Source organism: Paracoccus sigandri (assembly GCF_003709565.1).
GTDB lineage: Bacteria > Pseudomonadota > Alphaproteobacteria > Rhodobacterales > Rhodobacteraceae > Paracoccus > Paracoccus siganidrum.
Genome location: NZ_QNRC01000001.1, coordinates 262,349 through 279,279, shown reverse-complemented (window position 1 = coordinate 279,279; position 16,931 = coordinate 262,349). Strand labels below are relative to the sequence as shown.

Sequence of the window (16,931 nt, the reverse complement as noted above, 5' to 3'; positions counted from 1 at the left end):
CAGCGCGGCGAGGGCAGCAATGCCCGCTTCATCAACAATATCGCCATGGAGGCCGAGGACTGGTGCGATTCGCTCTTGGTCACCGAGGTCTTCACCCCCGCCGGCAATTGGTCGAGCTACCCGAGCCACCGCCATGACGAGGACGATTTCCCGCGCATCACCTATCTGGAGGAGACCTATTATCACCGCCTGAACCCGAAGGATGGCTGGGCGGTGCAGCGGGTCTATACCGATGACGGCAGCCTCGACGAGACAATGGCAGTGAAGGACGGCGAGGTGGTGCTGGTCCCGCGTGGGCATCACCCCTGCGGCGCACCGCATGGCTTCGAGCTCTACTACCTCAACGTCATGGCAGGGCCGCGCAGGAACTGGCGATTCGTGGCGGCGCCGGAGGTGGAGGGGATCGGGTGAGGCCGCCTCAGCCGCGCCGCAGCAGGTAGATGTCCATGATCCAGCCGTGATCGGCGCGGGCCTGGGCGCGGAGGCGCTCGATCCGGGGGCCGGCCTCGGCCAGGGGGCCGGCGCAGGTGATCTCTTCGGCCATGCCCAGGAAGGCGCCCCACCAGATATGGATGCCCTGGGGCGGCAGCGATCGGAAGGCGCAGCCGCCGTCCAGCATCACCACCACCGTGTCGGCGGCCTCGGGCCAGCCATGGTCGCGCAGCCGGCGGCCGGTGGTGATCTGGACCGGCGCGCCGATCCGGTTCAGGGGCATCGCATGGGCGGCGCAGAGCGCCTGGATCGCGGTGATGCCGGGGATGACGCGGGTGGCCAGCGCCATCCGTGTCTCCAGCCGGTTCGCGATGCGCAGGCTGCTGTCGTAGAGCGAGGGATCGCCCCAGACCAGCAGCGCCACCCGCCCCGACACCGCCGGCAGATGGGCGCGGATCGCGCTCTCCCAGGCATCGGCGATGGCGTCGTGCCAGCGGGCGACGCCGCCCTGATAGTCGGGGTCGCCGGCATCGCGCAGCGGCAGGTCGAATTCGGCGATCCGGGTCGCGGTCCCCTGCAGATGGGTGTGGCAGATATGGCGGCGCAGCCCGGCCAGGTCGGCCTTGTCGCCGCCCTTCAGCGGGATCAGGACCAGATCGGCCCCGCGCATGGACTCGACGGCCTGCAGCGTCACATGGCCGGGATTGCCGGTGCCGATGCCGATCAGGGTCAGTTCGATCATGGCCGGCTTGCCTGCGCGATCAGGTGGAAGAAGGTGCCGCTGACCCGGCCGCCGCCCGGCATGGGGCGATGGGATCCGGTCTCGGGGACCGGCTCGCCATTCGCGTCCTGAACCCGCGCCAGGGGCGCGTCGGGCTGCGACAGGATCGTGGCATAGTGGAATTCATGGCCGCGCAGCGCCGCGCCCTGGGCCAGGCCGGGCAGCGGCGCGGACAGCCGGGCCAGGCGATAGCCCAGATGCATCCGGCGCTTGTGATAGCTGGTCTCCAGCCCCAGAAGCCCGGCCATCCGGTGGCGCCGGCCATCCGCATCGACCAGCCCGGCCCCCAGCGCCATGTAGCCGCCGCATTCGCCATGCACGGGCCGCGTCCGCGCAAAGCGGCGCAGCCCGTCGCGGAAGGTTCCCGCCGCCGCCAGCCGGCCCGCGTGAAGCTCGGGATAGCCGCCGGGCAGCCAGCAGGCATCGGCGCTGTCGTCGGGCGCCTGGTCGGCCAGCGGCGAGAACGGCAGGATCGTCGCGCCCTGCGCCCGCCATTCCGCGACCAGATGCGGATAGACGAAGCTGAAGGCCGCGTCGCGGGCCAGCGCGATCCGGGCGCCGGGTGGCGGGACGCGGCGATACGGGACGGGGCGATGCGGGGCGGCGGCCAGCGGCGGATGTGCGCGCGCCGCCGCGACGATCGCGTCGAGGTCGCAATGGGCGGCGACGAAGGCGCCGGCGCGGTCCAGCATCGCCTGCAATTCCGGGGTCTCCTCGGCCTGCACCAGGCCCAGATGCCGCTCGGGCAGCTCGATATTGCCCTGCCGGGGCAGGGCGCCCAGGACCGTGATGCCGGCTTGGTCCATGCCGCGCCGGATCAGCGCCTCGTGCCGGGGCGAGGCCACGCGGTTCAGCACCACTCCCGCGAAGGGCAGGTCCGGCTGCAGCGTTGCGAAGCCGCGCGCCGTGGCCGCCGCCGATTGCGCCTGGCCCGAGACGTCCAGCACCAGCACCACCGGCCAGCCCATCAGCGTGGCGATTTCCGCGCTGGCGCCGATGCCGGTTTCGCCCGGCCGGGCCACGCCGTCGAAAAGGCCCATCGAGCCTTCCGCCAGCATCAGGTCCGCGGGCGCTTGCCCGCCGGTATGGGCGGCGATCCGGCACGCATCCATCGCCCAGCTGTCCAGGTTGAACGATGCCCGCCCCGAGGCCGCCAGGTGGAAGGCCGGGTCGATATAGTCGGGGCCGGACTTGAAGGGCTGCACCGCCAGCCCGCGCGCCCGCAAGGCGGTCAGCACGCCCAGCATCAGCATGGTCTTGCCGGTCCCCGAGGACGGGGCCGAGATCATCAGGCCGGGGGGGCTCATTCGGGAAACCTCGGGTCCGGGCCGGTCGGGCGATAGCGGCGGTCGTAATCGGCGGCATAGAGGCGGCTTTCCGCGAAACCCTCGGCCGCCAAAGCGGGGCCGACGAGGATCAGCGCGGTGCGGTCGATGCCCTGGGCCAGCGCCTCGATCCCGGCAAGGGTCGCGCGGATCACCCGCTGGTCGGGCCAGCTGGCGCGCCAGACCACCGCCACCGGGCAGTCGGGGCCGTAATGCGGGGTCAGCTGGGCCACCACCCTCTCCAGCGCGTGGATCGACAGGTGGATCGCCAGCGTCGCGCCGGTGGCGGCGAAATTCGCCAGCGTCTCGCCCTCGGGCATGGCCGAGGCGCGGCCGGGCGTGCGAGTCAGCACCAGCGATTGCGCGATGCCGGGCAGGGTCAGCTCGGCCTGAAGGGCGGCGGCGGCGGCGGCGAAGGCGGGCACGCCCGGCACCACCTGGACGGGGATTTCCAGGGCCCGCAGCCGGCGCAGCTGTTCGCCCATCGCCGACCAGACCGACAGGTCGCCCGAATGCAGCCGCGCCACGTCCTGGCCGGCCCCGTGCGCCGCCGCCATCTCGGCGATGATCTGGTCGAGGCTGAGCGGCGCGGTATTCACGATGCGCGCGCCAGGCGGGCAATGGGCCAGCAGCGCCTCGGGCACCAGCGAGCCGGCATAGAGGCAGACCGGGCAGGCGGCGATCAGGTCGCGGCCGCGCAGGGTGATCAGGTCGGCGGCGCCCGGACCGGCGCCGATGAAATGGACGGTCACGGCTGGTCCTCGGACTGTTCGGTGATGGCGATGGCGGCGGTGGCGCGCCCGCAGGCCGAGGCGACGCGCCGGGCCAGGATTCGCGCGCCCGGCCCGGCGGCGGCCAGGGCGGCGGCCTCGGCGACCGAGCCGGTGCCGTGCAGCGCCAGGATGCGCGGCGATTGCGTGGGGGTGGCGACATCCGCGACCGGCACGATCCGCAGCGGCAGGCGCCGGGCCTCGGCCAGGGCCCGCGCTTCGGGCGCGCGCGCGGCGATGGTGGCGATGGCTACGGCCCGGCCCGCCACGGCCTCGGCGGCCTCCAGCGCGGCGGTCAGCGCGGCCAGCGGCGCGCCTTCGCGGCAGCCGATCCCGGCGATCCTCATCGCGTCACGCTCCATTGCACCACCGGCCGCGCTGCCTGCCAGCCGCGCATCCGGCCCAGAGGCTCGGCTTCGGCGATCGCGATCCGCATCAGCTGCCCGCCATGCCGGGCCTGCAGCTGGGCCAGCAGCGCCTCGGTCTCCAGCGTCACGGCATTGGCGACCAGCCGCGAGCCCTGGGGCAGCAGCGGCCAGAGCGCGGCGAACATGGCCTGATCGGCGCCGCCGCCCAGGAAGACGGCATCGGGGACGGGCAGGTCCTTCAGCGCCTCGGGGGCGGCGCCGGGGCACAGCTCGACGCGGTGTTCCAGCCCGAAGGCGGTGATATTGGCGGCGATGTTCAACTGGCGGTCGGGGCGCGGCTCGATGCAGATCGCCCGGCCCCCGGCCAGCGCCCATTCGACCGAGATCGAGCCCGAGCCGCCGCCCACGTCCCACAGAAGCTGGCCCCGGCGCGGGGCCAGCGCGGCCAGGGTGATCGCCCGGACGGGCGGCCGGGTGATCTGGCCGTCATGGGTGAAGACCGCCTGCGGGCGGCCGGGAACGGCGGACAGCCCGGCCTCGCGCGGCAGGTCGGCGCCGTCCAGCGCCACCGCGACCGGGGCCGCGATGCCGGTCGCGGCGAAGCCGTCGGCGCGGCTGTCGAGGATCCGTTCGCGCGGCCCGCCCAGCCGCTCCAGCAGGGTCATGCGCATCGCGCCCAGCCCCTGCGCGGCCAGCCAGCGGGCCAGCGCAGCGGGGGCGGTCTCGTCGCGCAGGGTGGCGATGACGCGGCAGCCGCGCGCCAGATGCGGGCGCGCCCTGGCGAAGGGCGCGGCGTGCAGGCCCAGGCAGGTGGTGTCCTCGATCCGCCAGCCCAGCCGCGCGGCGGCCAGCGCGAAGGTGCCGGGCGCGGGCAGGGCGCGCCATTCGCCGGGGCGCAGATGCGCGGTCAGGCTGCCGCCCGCGCCGAACCAGAACGGATCGCCCGAGGCCAGCACCGCCACCGGCTGTCCGCGCAGCGCCAGCACCGGGGCGACATCGAAGGGCACCGGCCATTCGCGGCCCCGCGCCCCCGCCCCGGCCAGCGCCAGGTGCCGGGGCCCGCCGAAGATCGCGCCGGCATCGTCCAGCGCGCGGCGGCTTGCATCCGGCAGCCCGTCAAGGCCATCCTCGCCGATACCGATGATCGTCAGCCAGGGATCAGCCATGCGCCCCCGCATCCTTCTTCTGGGCGGCACCTCCGAGGCCAGCGCGCTTGCCCGCCTGCTGGCCGGCGCCGGGGCCGAGGCCGTGTTTTCCTATGCGGGCCGGACCGCCGCGCCCGTCGCGCAGCCGCTGCCGGTCAGGATCGGCGGCTTCGGCGGGCCCGAGGGTCTGGCGCGATACCTGCGCGATCATCGCATGACCCATGTGATCGACGCCACCCATCCCTTCGCGGCACGGATCAGCCTGAACGCCGTTGCCGCCTGCCGCGCGACCGGCACGCCGCTGCTGTCGCTGGAACGCCCCGCCTGGCGCGCCGGGCCGGGGGACGACTGGACGCGCGTGGCGGATATTCCGGCGGCGGTCCTTGCGCTGCCCGAGACCGGCGCGCGGGTGTTCCTGGCCATCGGCCGGCAGAACCTGGCGGGTTTCGCGGTGCGGCGGAACCACTATCTGCTGCGGCTGGTCGATCCGCCCGAGGCGCTGCCGCTGCCCGATGCCCATGTCGTGATCGCGCGCGGCCCCTTCGAGGCCGCCGCGGACCAGGCGCTGATGCAGGCGCATGGCATCACCCATCTGGTCGCCAAGAATGCTGGCGGCACCGGGGCAAGCGCCAAGCTGGACGCCGCCCGCGCGCTTCATCTGCCGGTGGTGATGATCGACCGCCCCGCGCTGCCCATGCGTCCGACCGTCGCGGAACCCGGTGATGCGATGGCCTGGTTGCATCAGGCCGCCCCGGCGCTGCGCGGCGTATAGACCCAGCGCCCGACCCGGCGCGTCGCGGCATTCCCGACCAGCACCACGGTGCGCATGTCGGCCATCTCGGGCGCGGCCTCGGCCAGGGTCACGGTCCGCAGCCGTTCCTGGGGCGTCGAGACGGCGCGGGCGAAGACCGCCAGCCGGTCGGGGCCGCATTCCTCGCGCAGGATCTCCAGCACGCGGGCGAATTGATGCGGGCGGCTGGCGGATCGGGGATTGTAGAAGGCCATCGCGAAATCGGCCCGCGCGGCATGACGCAGGCGGGTTTCGATCATTGCGAAGGGTTTCAGGTTGTCCGACAGGTTGATCGTGCAGAAATCATGGCCAAGCGGCGCGCCGGCGCGGGCGGCGGCGGCCAGCATGGCGGTGATGCCGGGCAGGATGCGGATGTCGAGGCTTGCATAGGCGGGCTGGGCCTCGACGGCCTCGAAGATCGCCGAGGCCATGGCGAAGACCCCCGGATCGCCCGACGAGACCACCACCACCCGCCGCCCTGCCGCCGCCATGTCCAGCGCGGCGCGGGCACGGTCCAGCTCGACCCGGTTGTCCGAGGGGTGCAGCGCCAGGCCGGGACGCGGCGCGACGCGGGCGACATAGGGGATATAGCCCACGACATCGGTGGCCTGCGCCAGCGCGGCGTCGACTTCGGGCGTCACCAGCGCCTCGGCGCCCGGTCCCAGCCCGGCGACGGCCAGCCAGCCGCTCATTCGGCGGCCTCGGCGCTTTGCGGGCGGCGGCCCTGGCCGTGGACCAGCACCAGCGCGAAATAGGGGCAGTCGGCATCCTCGGTATCGACCAGCCGGGCGATGCGCTGGCCGGGCATGGTGCCGCGCTCGACCAGCCAGGCCTGGTCCAGCCGTCCGGCGGCGGCCAGCGCGCGGCGGACCTTGGGCAGGTTGCGGCCGGTCTTCATCACCACCAGCGCATCGGCCCGGCGCATGTGGCGGGCCAGTTCCGCCTCGGGCAGGGTGCCCATCAGCACCGTCATCACGTCGTCGCCCCAGGTGATCGGCGTGCCGCTGGCCGTCCAGCAGCCGGCCATGCCGGGAATGCCGGGGATGATCTCGACCGGGACCAGGTCGCGCAGCCGCAGCCACAGATGCATGAAGGAACCGTAGAAGAACGGGTCGCCCTCGCACAGCACGACGATTTCCTGGCTCCGGGCCAGTTCCGCCAGCCGCGCGGCCCAGCCGTCATAGAAGGCGGCCAGCAGGGCGTTGTATTCGGGGCTGTCGAAGGGGATCTCGGTCGTGACCGGGTATTCCATCGCATATTCGGTCACGCCCGGCGCCAGCATCCCCTGGACGATGCGCCGCGCCTGCCCCTGCTGGCCCGCCTTGCGGAAATAGGCCAGGTGGCGCGCACCCCGGATCGCCCGGTCGGCCCGGACCGAGATCAGGTCGGGATCGCCCGGCCCCAGCCCCGCGCAGATGATCCTGCCCCGTTCCACCCCTTACTCCTTCCGGCTGGCCAGCGCGTTGATCGCGGCCACGGTGATGGCCGAGCCGCCCAGCCGCCCGCGGACGACCAGGCAGGGCGCGGGCTGCGCGTGAAACAGCGCCTCCTTGGATTCGGCGGCGCCGACGAAGCCCACCGGGCAGCCGATGATGGCGGCGGGGCGGGGGCAGGCGGGGTCCTCCAGCATGTTCAGCAGGTGAAACAGCGCGGTCGGCGCATTGCCGATGGCGACCACGGCGCCCGCCAGATGCGGGCGCCACAGCTCCAGCGCGGCGGCGGAGCGGGTATTGCCCATCGCCTGCGCCATATCCGGGACGCGCGGGTCGTTCAGCGTGCAGATCACGGCGTTGCCAGCCGGCAGGCGGGGGCGGGTCACGCCCTCGCTGACCATGCGCGCATCGCAGAGGATCGGCGCGCCCGCCGCCAGCGCCGCGCGCGCCGCCGCCGCCATGCCGGGGGTGAAGCGGATGTCGCGCTCCAGCCCGACCAGCCCGGCGGCGTGGATCATGCGCACGGCCACGGGCTCCTCGTCGGCGTCGAAGCGCGCCAGATCGGCCTCGGCCCGGATGGTGGCGAAGGACTGGCGATAGATCGCGGCGCCGTCCTTTTCATAGTCATAGGGCATCAGAACAGCTCCGGCAGGGGCGGCAGGCGGTCGGGGTCGAGGCCGCGCAGCGCGGGCGGGTCCGAGGCGCGGCCGCCCCGGATCACGTCAAGGCCATGCGGCGTGGCGACCAATGCCAGATCGGCGCGGAAAGGCCAACCGCAACCCTTCGCGCAGCCCGAGACATGCAGCACCTGCCCGCGCGGCACCATCGGCGCCAGCCGCCGCGCAAGCGGCCGGGTCGCGCCATGGGCCTGCGGACAGCCCGGCGCGCCGGTGCAGGCGCGCAGCCGCAGGCGCGGGTCGTGGGCGTCGAGGATCAGGCCGGGCAGGTCGGGGGGCGTGGCCGCGCCCTCGACCAGCAGCATCCGCCAGGGCGTCAGGCGCAGCGGGCCAAGCGCGGCCAGCGCGCGCAGGGTGTCGGGGTCGAGCTGCCCGAATTCCAGCGCGACCAGCGCGCCTTGCGCGACGGGCCCCGGCCCCGGCGGCGGGGCGGCGGGCGCGGGTGCGGTGCCGGCGCCTTCCGGCCGCGCGCCGCGCGCGATCAGCGCCGCCATCCGGCCCCGCCCGTCAATTGCGCCGCCCCGCGCCAGGAACCACGCCGCCAGCGCCACGGCATCGCCGGCCGGATCGGCGCAGCGCGCGCCCAGGGCCATGCCATCGGCGCGCAGGATCAGCCCGCCATCCCTGCCGCGTTCCAGCCGGATGTCGGCGGGCGTGTCGCCCAGCACCGGCGCCGGGCCGGTATCGACGGCAAAGCCGAATTTCGCCGGCAGGGTCAGGCCGCTTGCGGCCAGCGCCCGTTCCAGCGCCGCCGCGACGGCATCGGTCGCCGGATCGGCAAAGGGGGTGACGGTGATGTTGCGCCGCGTCTCGGTGGCGATATCGGCGTCGATCAGCTCCAGCGCGCGCAGATCCGCGATCAGCGGGGCGTGGGTGGCGGGGGTCACGCCGCGCAGCTGCAGGTTGGCGCGGCCGGTCAGGTCGATCAGCCCGCTGCCATGCGTCCGCGCCGCCGCGGCGATGCCCATGGCCTGCGCCGGGCTCAGCCGGCCGCCGCGCGGGCGGATGCGCAGGACCCAGCCGTCGCCCGATTCCATCGGCCGCAGGGCGCCGGGGCACCATCCCTTGATGCGGCTCATGTCCCGGCCTCCAGCGCGGCGGCGATCGAGTTGCGGCGCGTCGCCCACAGCCCGGCCTCGCGCAGGCGGCGGAACAGGTCGCGCATCGCGGCCAGCGCGGTGGGATTGGCCTCCTGCATGAAGGCCACGATCTCGGGCCGGCCAAGCGTCGCGTCGTGATAGAGGTCGAACAGATGCGGCGGCACCGCGCCCGCCAGATGGGCGAAGGCGGCCAGATGGTCCAGCGTCGCCGCGATCTCGGCCGCGCCGCGGAAGCCATGCGCGCACATCGCATCGGCCCAACGCGGGTCAGAGGCGCGGGCGCGGATGGTGCGGGCGATTTCCTCGGTCAGGGTTCGGGCGCGGGGGCGGTCGGGCTGCGTCGCGTCCAGGTGATAGAGCGCGGGCGCATCGGCCCCGATCCGGGCCATGGCGGCGGCGAAGCCGGCCTCGTGCGCGGCATAATCGGCGGCCAGCAGCAGGTCGGTCTCGGGCAGGTCCTGGGCGTGGACGAAGCTGTCGGCATGGGCCAGCCGCGATTCCAGCGCCGCGCGGTCGGGGCGCGGGCTGCCGTCGCGGCCGATGGCCCAGCTGGAGGCCGCAAGCCATGCCTCGCCCGCCGCATGGCGCGCGGCCTCGGTAAAGGTTTCCGCCGCGATGCCCATGCCCAGCCCGTACTGGCCGGGCTGCGGGCCGAAGACGCGGGGGCCGCGCGCCAGATAGGGATTGTCGCCGGGCGATTCACCGCGTTCGGCCAGCGCCTCGGCCCCGGTTTCGAAGAGCTGCGCCAGCACCGGGAACACGTCGCGAAACAGTCCCGAGACCCGCAGCGTCACGTCGATGCGCGGCCGGCCCAGCAGCGCCAGCGGCACCAGCTCGATGCCCGAGACCCGGCCCGAGCCGGCATCCCAGACCGGCTTCAGCCCCGCCAGGTGCAGGGCCATGGCGAATTCCTCGCCGCCGGTGCGCATGGTCGCGCTGCCCCACAGGTCCAAGACCAGCCCGCGCGGCCAGTCGCCGTGGTCCTGAAGGTGGCGGCGCAGCAGTTCCTCGGCCAGTTTGACGCCCTGGGCATGGGCGGCCGGAGTCGGCACGGCGCGGGGGTCGACGCTGAAAAGATTGCGCCCGGTGGGCAGCACGTCGGCCCGGCCCCGCGCGGGCGATCCCGAGGGCCCCGGCGCCACATGCCGCCCGGCCAGCGCCGCCAGCAGGCCCGCGCGTTCCTCTGCGCCGCAGGGGCCGGTGCCGAAGACATGCAGCCCCTCGCCGAACTGGCTTTCCTTGATGTCGCAGACGAAGCGGTCGATGCGGGTGATCGCCTCGGCGGCGCTGGCGTCGGGGGGGATGCCCAGGTCGCCCTCGACGCCCAGGGCGCGGGCCTCGTCGCGGATGGCCGCGATCAGCCGGTCGCGCCGCGCCGGGTCCAGCCCGTCGGCGGTCGAATATTCGTCCAGCAGCCGCTCCAGCCCCGCCATGCCGTCGGGCAGCTTCGCGGCGGTCATCGGCGGCGGCACATGGCCAAGCGTCACCGCGCCGAGCCGGCGCTTGGCCTGCGCGGCCTCGCCCGGATCGTTGACGATGAAGGGATAGACGACCGGCAGATCGCCCGCCAGCGCCTGCGGCCAGCAGCTGTCCGACAGCGCCACCGCCTTGCCCGGCAGCCATTCCAGCGTGCCATGCGCGCCCATATGGACCAGCGCGTGCAGGCCCTGCTGGTGCAGCCACAGATGGAAGGCGACATAGCCATGGCGCGGCACGCGGGTCAGGTCATGGTAATCGTCGTCGCGGCTGGCGCGGTGGCTGCGCTCGGGCTGCAGGGCCAGCAGCAGCTTGCCGCGGCGGATGGCGGCGAAGTGGAAGGATTTTCCATCGCAGGCCGGGTCGTCCTGGGGCGCGCCCCATGCTTGCTCAAGATCGTCGCGCAGGTTGGCGGGCAGTTCGGCCAGCGCGGCGAGGTAATCGGCCAGCGGCCAGGCGATGCGCTCGCCTGCCAGGGCCGCCGCGCCGGGGCCGGGGGCGACGTCGTATCCCTGCGCGGCCAGCAGCCCGGCCAGCGCATCGGCCGAGGCGGGCGCGTCCAGCCCGACCGCATGGGCCATCTGCCAGTCGCGGCCGGGATAGGTGGACAGGACCAGCGCGATCCGGCGATCCGGCGCGGGCGTCGTCGCCAGCCGGTGCCAGGCGCGGATGCGGGCGGTGGCGGCGGCGATGCGGTCGGCGTCGGGCCGGTGGGCGAAGCGCGAGAATTGCAGCGCGGGGTCGCGCGGCTCGGGCGCCTTGAAGCTGACCACGCCGGCGAAGATGCGGCCGTCGACCTCGGGCAGGACGACATGCATGGCCAGGTCGGCGGGCGACAGTCCCCGTTCCGCACGCGCCCATTCGCGGCGGCGGTTGGTCGACAGCGCGACCTGGAAGACCGGGCAGCCGAAGGGGTCGAAGGGTGTGCCGCCGCCCTCGGCCCGGACGGAAAAGCCGGTGGCGTTGACGATGGTCGCGGGCGCGCAGCCGCTGCCGGCCAGCCAGTCGGCGAAACCGGGGGATTTCAGCGAGGGCGCGAAGACCCCGCAAGCGGTGAAACCTGCGCCGCGCAGGGCGTGGATCAGAGCATCGACCGGGCCGGTATCGGCGGCGGCCAGATAGCTGCGATAGAAGCAGACCAGCGCCAGCGGGCCATCGGGCGGCGCGGCGATCACGCCCCGGTCGGGATCGTAGAAGCCGAAATCCGGCAGGGTCTTCTGGCCGGGCACCGGCGCCGCGTAAAGCCCCGCCGCGATCGCCAGCTGCGCCAGGGCCGCCTGCGCCGCCACCGCACCGCCCGCGTCGCACAGCCGCTTTAGCTGTTGCAGCACCGATCCGGGCACGGTCGAGACCGCCTCCAGCCGCGGATCGTCGCGCCCGTCGCCGGGTAGCACCGTCAGCGCGATGCCGCGCCTGCGCGCCAGGTCCTGCACCGAGGCGAGGCCGTAGGGCCAATAGGCCTCGCCCCCGATCAGCCGGATCAGGATGCCCCTGGCGCCGGAGAGCGTGTTCTCGACATAGGTATCGACCGAGGCCGGATGGCGCAAAGCCACCAGGTTGCACAGCCGCAGCGATGGCAGGCCCCCTGCCGCCCCCCGCTGCGCCCCCCGTTGTGCCCTGCGCCAGCCCGCCGCGAAAGCGCCCAGGTCGCTGTCGGAGAAGGACAGCACCACCAATTCGCCCGGTGTCTGGCCGGGATCATAGGGGGTGTCGGTCTCCTCCAGGCCGTGGCTTTCGCGAAAGACGATGTGCATGGCGCGATCCTAGGCCGGAACGGCGCCCAGCAGCACGTCGCGGATCGCCGCTTCGTCCACGTCGTCATGTTCGGCGATGACCACCAAGCGCGAGAGGCGCGCCGCGTCCCCCCAGGGCCGGTCGTATTGGTGGCGCACCCGCGCGCCCACCGCCTGCACCAGAAGCCGCATCGGCTTGCCCGCGACGGCGACATGGCCCTTGACGCGCAGGATGTTCTGCTCGGCCGCCAGCCGCTCGATGGCCCGGGCCAGCGCCTGCGGGTCCTCGATCTCGGGCAGCTCGATCACCACCGTGTCGAAATCCTCGTGTTCATGGTCGTCCGCGCCGTCGTGATGGCTGGGCCGCGCCGCCAGGTCGTCCTCGGCCGCGGCGCCCAGGCCCAGGATCACCTTCGGGTCGATCGCGCCCTCGGTCACGGGCAGGATCGGCAGCCTGCGCGGCACCTCGGCCTCGATCACCGCGCGGGCGGTGGCCAGGCCGGCCTCGCCCGCCAGGTCGGCCTTGGTCAGCAGCACCACGTCGGCGCAGGCGATCTGGTCCTCGAAGACCTCGGACAGCGGGGTCTCGTGGTCCAGGCTGTCATCGGCCTCGCGCTGCGCCTGCACGGCGGATTCGTCGGGCGCGAAGCGGCCCGCCGCGACGGCCTCGGCATCGGCCAGCGCGATCACGCCGTCCACGGTGATGCGCGAGCGGATCGCGGGCCAGTCGAAGGCCTTCAGCAAGGGCTTGGGCAGCGCAAGGCCCGAGGTTTCGATCAGGATGTGATCGGGCTTCCGGGGCATCGCCATCAACCGCTCCAGCGTCGGGATGAAGTCGTCGGCCACGGTGCAGCAGATGCAGCCGTTCGACAGCTCCAGGATGTTTTCGGCCGGGCAATTCTCGTCGGCGCAGGATTTCAGGATCTCGCCGTCCACGCCGACGGTGCCGAATTCGTTGACCAGCACCGCCAGCCGCCGCCCCTGCGGATTGGCCATCAGGTGGCGGATCAGGGTCGTCTTGCCGGAACCGAGAAAGCCGGTGATGACGGTGACGGGGGTTTTGGTCAGGTCGGACATGGATCACTCACTTTCTGAAGGATCGGGCAGGGGAAGAAGCGGCGGGATGCGGGCAAGGCTCTGCTTGCGGAAGATGGCGGGGCGTTCGCGCCAGGGCACCAGCCCGTCGGGGGCGGTTGCATAGGCGGCGGCGCCCGACAGGATCTCGGCGGCGTCGGACGGCGTTAGGCGGCCATAGACATAGGACCATTTCCCCGGCGCGCTGAGCGCGACCGAGCAGCCCTGAGTACAGGCCGACAGGCATTCGACGGGGCGGATCTCGACCCCTTCGGGCGGGGCATGGGCGATCAGCGCGCCGTGCAGCACCGCGCCGGGGCGGGGGTCGGCCTGCGCCTCGGCGCGGGGGTCGGCATCTGCCTGGGGGGCAGCGCCCCGGCAGGTGGTGCAGACATGCAGTATCGCGCGCGGCATTGCGGCCCTTCCCTCGATCCGCGACCGGGGCGCATGTCCGAGAGGCGGGCAAACCCCGCCAGCCCGGCGCGGATCACCCCGTCCGCCCGTCAACATTCCCGCGCTGGCAGGTCTCCCGGCTTGCGGATCCAGGGTTTCCCCAACGGTCGGCCCTCCTTCCCGGCTGTTGCCAGTGGAACGGGCGACCTTTCCGGTCACGGTCGCGGGGGCGGCTGCTTTAAGGCGTGAAGCCTGTCGCATTCCCTCTTCGCCTGTCATAGACAGGAACCAGCGCCGTCCCACCTGAGGCGCGCGCCCCTGTCTTGTCAAGCCGGAGGAGCGAAAGCATGACCGACAGCCGCGACATCGACCCCCCCGTCACCCCCGAGATCACCCCCGAGGAACAGGCCCGCCATGCCGGGAAGATGGCGAAGATCAAGGCCGCGCGGGACCGGATGATGGAAGGCAAGACCGGCGAGAAGGGGCTGGTCATCGTCCATACCGGGCCGGGCAAGGGCAAGTCCTCCAGCGGCTTCGGCATGATCCTGCGCTGCGTCGCCCATGACATGCCCTGCGCGGTGGTGCAGTTCATCAAGGGCGCCTGGGACACGGGCGAACGGCGCCTGCTGACCAGCCATTTCGGCGGGTTGTGCCAGTTTCACGCGATGGGCGAGGGCTTCACCTGGGAAACCCAGGACAAGGCGCGCGACATCGCCGCCGCGCAGGCGGGCTGGGAGAAGGCGAAGCAGCTGATCCGCGACCCGGACATCCGCATGGTGCTGCTGGACGAGATCAATATCGCGCTGCGCTACGGCTATCTGGACGCGGCCGAGGTGGTGGCGTTCCTTGCGGCCGAGAAGCCGCCGATGACCCATGTCGTGCTGACCGGCCGCAACGCGCCCGAGGCGCTGGTCGAGGCCGCCGATCTGGTGACCGAGATGACGCTGGTCAAGCATCCCTTCCGGGCGGGCATCAAGGCCCAGCCGGGGGTTGAGTTCTGACCCCTGCCGCCGCAATCTGGGCCGCGATCCGGATTCTGGCGCGACATCGTCCTGCGCGAATGTGAACCGGAACGGTTCGTCGCGGGTTGTGCTGTCGTTCACGTCACAGGCTCGTGCGTTCCGTCCCGGCAGGGTGCCGTTCCGGTGCCCGGCCGCGCAGGCGGTCCCACACGCCGCAGATGAAAAGACAGGAGAGACCCCGCCCATGCTTCCCGACAGGATCCCTGCCGATGCCGCCCTGTTCCTGGATTTCGACGGTTGCCTGGTAGAGATCGCCCCCACCCCCGACGCGGTGCGGGTGCCCCCGGAACTGCCGCCGGTCCTGTCGCGGCTGCATGACCGGCTGGGGGGCGCGGTGGCGCTGATCTCGGGGCGGGCGGCGGGCGATTTGCGGCGCTTCCTGCCCGGCTTTCCCGGCGCGGTGGCGGGCAGCCACGGTGCCGAACTGTCGCTGCCCGGCCAGCCGGTGCGGCCGGTGATGGCGGCGGACGGTTTCGACGTGGCCCGGTTGCAGGACCGGGTGCGGCAACTGGCCGCGCCGCATCCCGCGCTGCTGGTGGAGCCCAAGCCGCACGGGGTCGTGCTGCATTACCGCGCCGCGCCGGACCTGGGCGGCTGGGTGACGCAGGCGATGATCCGGCTGGCGGGGGACTATCCGATGCTGGCGCTGCAGCCGGCCAAGATGGCCGTGGAACTGCGCCCGGCCGGGGCCGGCAAGGACCGGGCGCTGGCCGGGCTGATGGCGCAGCCGCCCTTTGCCGGGCGCCTGCCGGTCTATGCCGGCGACGACCTGACCGACGAGGCCGCCATCGCCGAGGCGCAGGCCCTGGGCGGCTTCGGCGTCAAGGTCGGCCCCGGCGACAGCGCCGCCCGCCACCGGCTGCCCGACCCGGCGGCGGTGCTGCGCTGGCTGGAGGACGCGGCATGAGCCCGCGGCTTGTCGTCGTCTCGAACCGGCTGCCCCTGGGCGACAATCCCTCGGGCGGGCTGGTGGTCGCGCTGGAGGATGCGCTGCGCAATTCCGGCGGGCTGTGGGTCGGCTTCTCGGGCGAGACCTCCCCGTCCCCCGAGGACCGGCTGACCTTCCATGACGGCGCCCGCTTCCAGCGCGCCTCGTTCGACCTGACCGAAGAGGATTACGAGACCTATTACGTCGGCTGTTCCAATTCGGTCCTGTGGCCGCTGTGCCACGGGCGGGCGGATCTGATGCGGATCCTGCCGGAATATGTCGAGGGCTATCGCCGCGTGAATGCCCGGCTGGCCGACCTGCTGCTGCCGCATCTGCAGCCGGGCGACCGGATCTGGGTGCAGGATTACCACCTGTTCCCGCTGGCCGCCGAGCTGCGCGCGCGCGGCGTCACCGCGCCGATCGGGCATTTCCTGCATATCCCCTTTCCCGGCGCGCAGGACTGCGCCGCCCTGCCGAACCCGGCCGAGCTGTTCGGCTGGCTGTCCCATTACGACCTGCTGGGCTTCCAGGCGCATCGCGACCTGAACGCCTTCGTGCAATCCGCGCAGGAACTGTCCCGGATCGAGGAACTGGGCGGCGACCGTTTCCGGCTGGCGGGGCGCGGGCTGCGCGCGGCGGTCTTTCCCATCGGCATCGACGCCTCGGCCTTCATCCAGGAGGCCCGCCGCGCCCCCAACGAGGACCGGATGCGCAGCCTGACCGGGGCCGAGATGATGATCGGCGTGGACCGGCTGGACTATTCCAAGGGCATCCCGCAGCGATTCCGCGCCTTCCAGATCCTGCTGGAGAACCATCCCGACCTGCACGAGAAGATCGCCTTCCTCCAGGTCGCGCCCCCCACCCGCGAGGAGGTGCAGGCCTATCGCGACATCCTGGAAGAGACCGAGCATCTGGCGGGCCGCATCAACGGCCAGTTCGCGACCATCAACTGGACCCCGATCCGCTTCCTGCACCGCTCCCTGCCGCGCGCGACGCTGGCGGGGCTGTATCGGCAGGCGCATATCGGGCTGGTGACGCCGCTGGCCGACGGCATGAACCTTGTCGCCAAGGAATATGTCGCGGCGCAGAACGTCGTCGATCCCGGCGTGCTGATCCTGTCGCGCTTCGCCGGTGCCGCCGAGACCATGGACCAGGCGCTGCTGATCAATCCCCATGACCCGTGGGAACTGGCCGAGGCGATGGAAACCGCCATGCGGATGAGCGCGAACGAGCGCCGCCGCCGCCATGCCGCGCTGCTGCGCGAGGTGGTGGAACATGACGTCACCTGGTGGTCGGCCAGCTATCTGGACGCGCTGGGGCGCGCGCGGGATTCGGACTGATTCGGCCGTGGGCGCGGCTTGCGGTTGTCGCGCCGGTCCCGGATTCAACCCGGATATGCCCGTTTTCCGGGCAAACTGGCGGCGGGGCGGGTCCGCCGCGCATTTCGCCGGCACATGCGCCGCGTCGCAGCATCCGCGGCCCGG

17 protein-coding genes and 1 riboswitch are annotated in these 16,931 nt (G+C 72.9%); of the genes, 5 read left to right on the top strand and 12 right to left on the bottom strand.

The genetic code is table 11. The features are described from left to right. Positions 1-411 (top strand): 5-deoxy-glucuronate isomerase (gene iolB, locus C9E82_RS01465; protein ID WP_122449175.1); only part of this gene is annotated, 411 nt, incomplete at its 5' end. 7 nt (positions 412-418) lie between these two features. Here iolB and cobF read toward each other — a convergent pair. Genes cobF through cbiE form a run of 5 tightly spaced genes read right to left on the bottom strand, consistent with a single transcriptional unit; the run spans position 419 to position 4,842 of the window. Then, positions 419-1,174: a precorrin-6A synthase (deacetylating) gene (gene cobF, locus C9E82_RS01460; protein ID WP_119900988.1), complete on the bottom strand. Its 756-nt coding sequence runs from the start codon at positions 1,172-1,174 to the stop codon at positions 419-421. Continuing rightward, complete coding sequence (locus C9E82_RS01455) at positions 1,171-2,520, bottom strand: cobyrinate a,c-diamide synthase (RefSeq protein WP_119900987.1); 1,350 nt, start codon at positions 2,518-2,520, stop codon at positions 1,171-1,173. The genes cobF and C9E82_RS01455 overlap by 4 nt, the downstream gene beginning before the upstream one ends. After that, positions 2,517-3,290: a precorrin-4 C(11)-methyltransferase gene (gene cobM / locus C9E82_RS01450; protein WP_119900986.1), complete on the bottom strand. Its 774-nt coding sequence runs from the start codon at positions 3,288-3,290 to the stop codon at positions 2,517-2,519. The genes C9E82_RS01455 and cobM overlap by 4 nt, the downstream gene beginning before the upstream one ends. Continuing rightward, positions 3,287-3,655 carry a cobalamin biosynthesis protein gene (locus C9E82_RS01445; protein ID WP_119900985.1) on the bottom strand — a complete coding sequence of 123 codons (369 nt, stop codon included), beginning with the start codon at positions 3,653-3,655 and terminating at the stop codon, positions 3,287-3,289. Before C9E82_RS01445 ends, cobM begins: the two co-directional genes overlap by 4 nt. Beyond that, positions 3,652-4,842 carry a precorrin-6y C5,15-methyltransferase (decarboxylating) subunit CbiE gene (gene cbiE, locus C9E82_RS01440; protein ID WP_119900984.1) on the bottom strand — a complete coding sequence of 397 codons (1,191 nt, stop codon included), beginning with the start codon at positions 4,840-4,842 and terminating at the stop codon, positions 3,652-3,654. Before cbiE ends, C9E82_RS01445 begins: the two co-directional genes overlap by 4 nt. Here cbiE and C9E82_RS01435 point away from each other — a divergent pair. After that, on the top strand, positions 4,841-5,593 hold the full coding sequence (locus C9E82_RS01435; RefSeq protein WP_119900983.1) for a cobalt-precorrin-6A reductase: 753 nt from the start codon (positions 4,841-4,843) through the stop codon (positions 5,591-5,593). The two genes, cbiE and C9E82_RS01435, sit on opposite strands and share 2 nt — an antisense overlap. Here the strand turns inward: C9E82_RS01435 and cobJ are convergent. The 7 genes from cobJ to C9E82_RS01400 are packed head-to-tail and all read right to left on the bottom strand — an operon-like array spanning position 5,563 to position 13,518. Continuing rightward, positions 5,563-6,303: a precorrin-3B C(17)-methyltransferase gene (gene cobJ, locus C9E82_RS01430; protein ID WP_119900982.1), complete on the bottom strand. Its 741-nt coding sequence runs from the start codon at positions 6,301-6,303 to the stop codon at positions 5,563-5,565. The genes C9E82_RS01435 and cobJ overlap by 31 nt on opposite strands. Next, the gene (locus C9E82_RS01425; protein ID WP_119900981.1) at positions 6,300-7,046 is read right to left on the bottom strand and encodes a precorrin-2 C(20)-methyltransferase; all 747 of its coding nucleotides are present in this window, start codon (positions 7,044-7,046) and stop codon (positions 6,300-6,302) included. Before C9E82_RS01425 ends, cobJ begins: the two co-directional genes overlap by 4 nt. Before the next feature lie 3 nt (positions 7,047-7,049). Then, on the bottom strand, positions 7,050-7,679 hold the full coding sequence (locus tag C9E82_RS01420; protein WP_122449174.1) for a precorrin-8X methylmutase: 630 nt from the start codon (positions 7,677-7,679) through the stop codon (positions 7,050-7,052). Next, positions 7,679-8,800, bottom strand: coding sequence for a precorrin-3B synthase (gene cobG / locus C9E82_RS01415; RefSeq protein ID WP_119901115.1), 1,122 nt, complete (start codon positions 8,798-8,800; stop codon positions 7,679-7,681). The genes C9E82_RS01420 and cobG overlap by 1 nt, the downstream gene beginning before the upstream one ends. Then, positions 8,797-12,051, bottom strand: a complete 3,255-nt coding sequence (gene cobN / locus C9E82_RS01410; protein ID WP_122449173.1) for a cobaltochelatase subunit CobN — start codon at positions 12,049-12,051, stop codon at positions 8,797-8,799. Before cobN ends, cobG begins: the two co-directional genes overlap by 4 nt. A gap of 9 nt (positions 12,052-12,060) precedes the next feature. After that, a complete protein-coding gene (gene cobW / locus C9E82_RS01405; protein WP_119901227.1) occupies positions 12,061-13,107 on the bottom strand; it encodes a cobalamin biosynthesis protein CobW in 1,047 nt (348 codons plus the stop codon). A 3-nt stretch (positions 13,108-13,110) separates the two neighbouring features. Then, positions 13,111-13,518 (bottom strand): DUF1636 family protein, encoded by a 408-nt coding sequence (locus C9E82_RS01400; RefSeq protein ID WP_119901228.1) that lies wholly within the window; start codon positions 13,516-13,518, stop codon positions 13,111-13,113. A gap of 88 nt (positions 13,519-13,606) precedes the next feature. After that, positions 13,607-13,805: riboswitch (cobalamin riboswitch) on the bottom strand. Positions 13,806-13,844: 39 nt separating this feature from the next. Here C9E82_RS01400 and cobO point away from each other — a divergent pair. The 3 genes from cobO to C9E82_RS01385 all read left to right on the top strand — a co-directional run bounded on the left by cobO (position 13,845) and on the right by C9E82_RS01385 (position 16,787). After that, positions 13,845-14,498, top strand: coding sequence for a cob(I)yrinic acid a,c-diamide adenosyltransferase (gene cobO, locus C9E82_RS01395; RefSeq protein ID WP_122449172.1), 654 nt, complete (start codon positions 13,845-13,847; stop codon positions 14,496-14,498). 205 nt (positions 14,499-14,703) lie between these two features. Then, entirely contained in the window at positions 14,704-15,426 is a 723-nt protein-coding gene (otsB, locus tag C9E82_RS01390) for a trehalose-phosphatase (protein WP_119901149.1), read from the top strand. Further along, positions 15,423-16,787 carry an alpha,alpha-trehalose-phosphate synthase (UDP-forming) gene (locus C9E82_RS01385; RefSeq protein WP_119901148.1) on the top strand — a complete coding sequence of 455 codons (1,365 nt, stop codon included), beginning with the start codon at positions 15,423-15,425 and terminating at the stop codon, positions 16,785-16,787. Before otsB ends, C9E82_RS01385 begins: the two co-directional genes overlap by 4 nt. Positions 16,788-16,931: the final 144 nt, after the last annotated feature.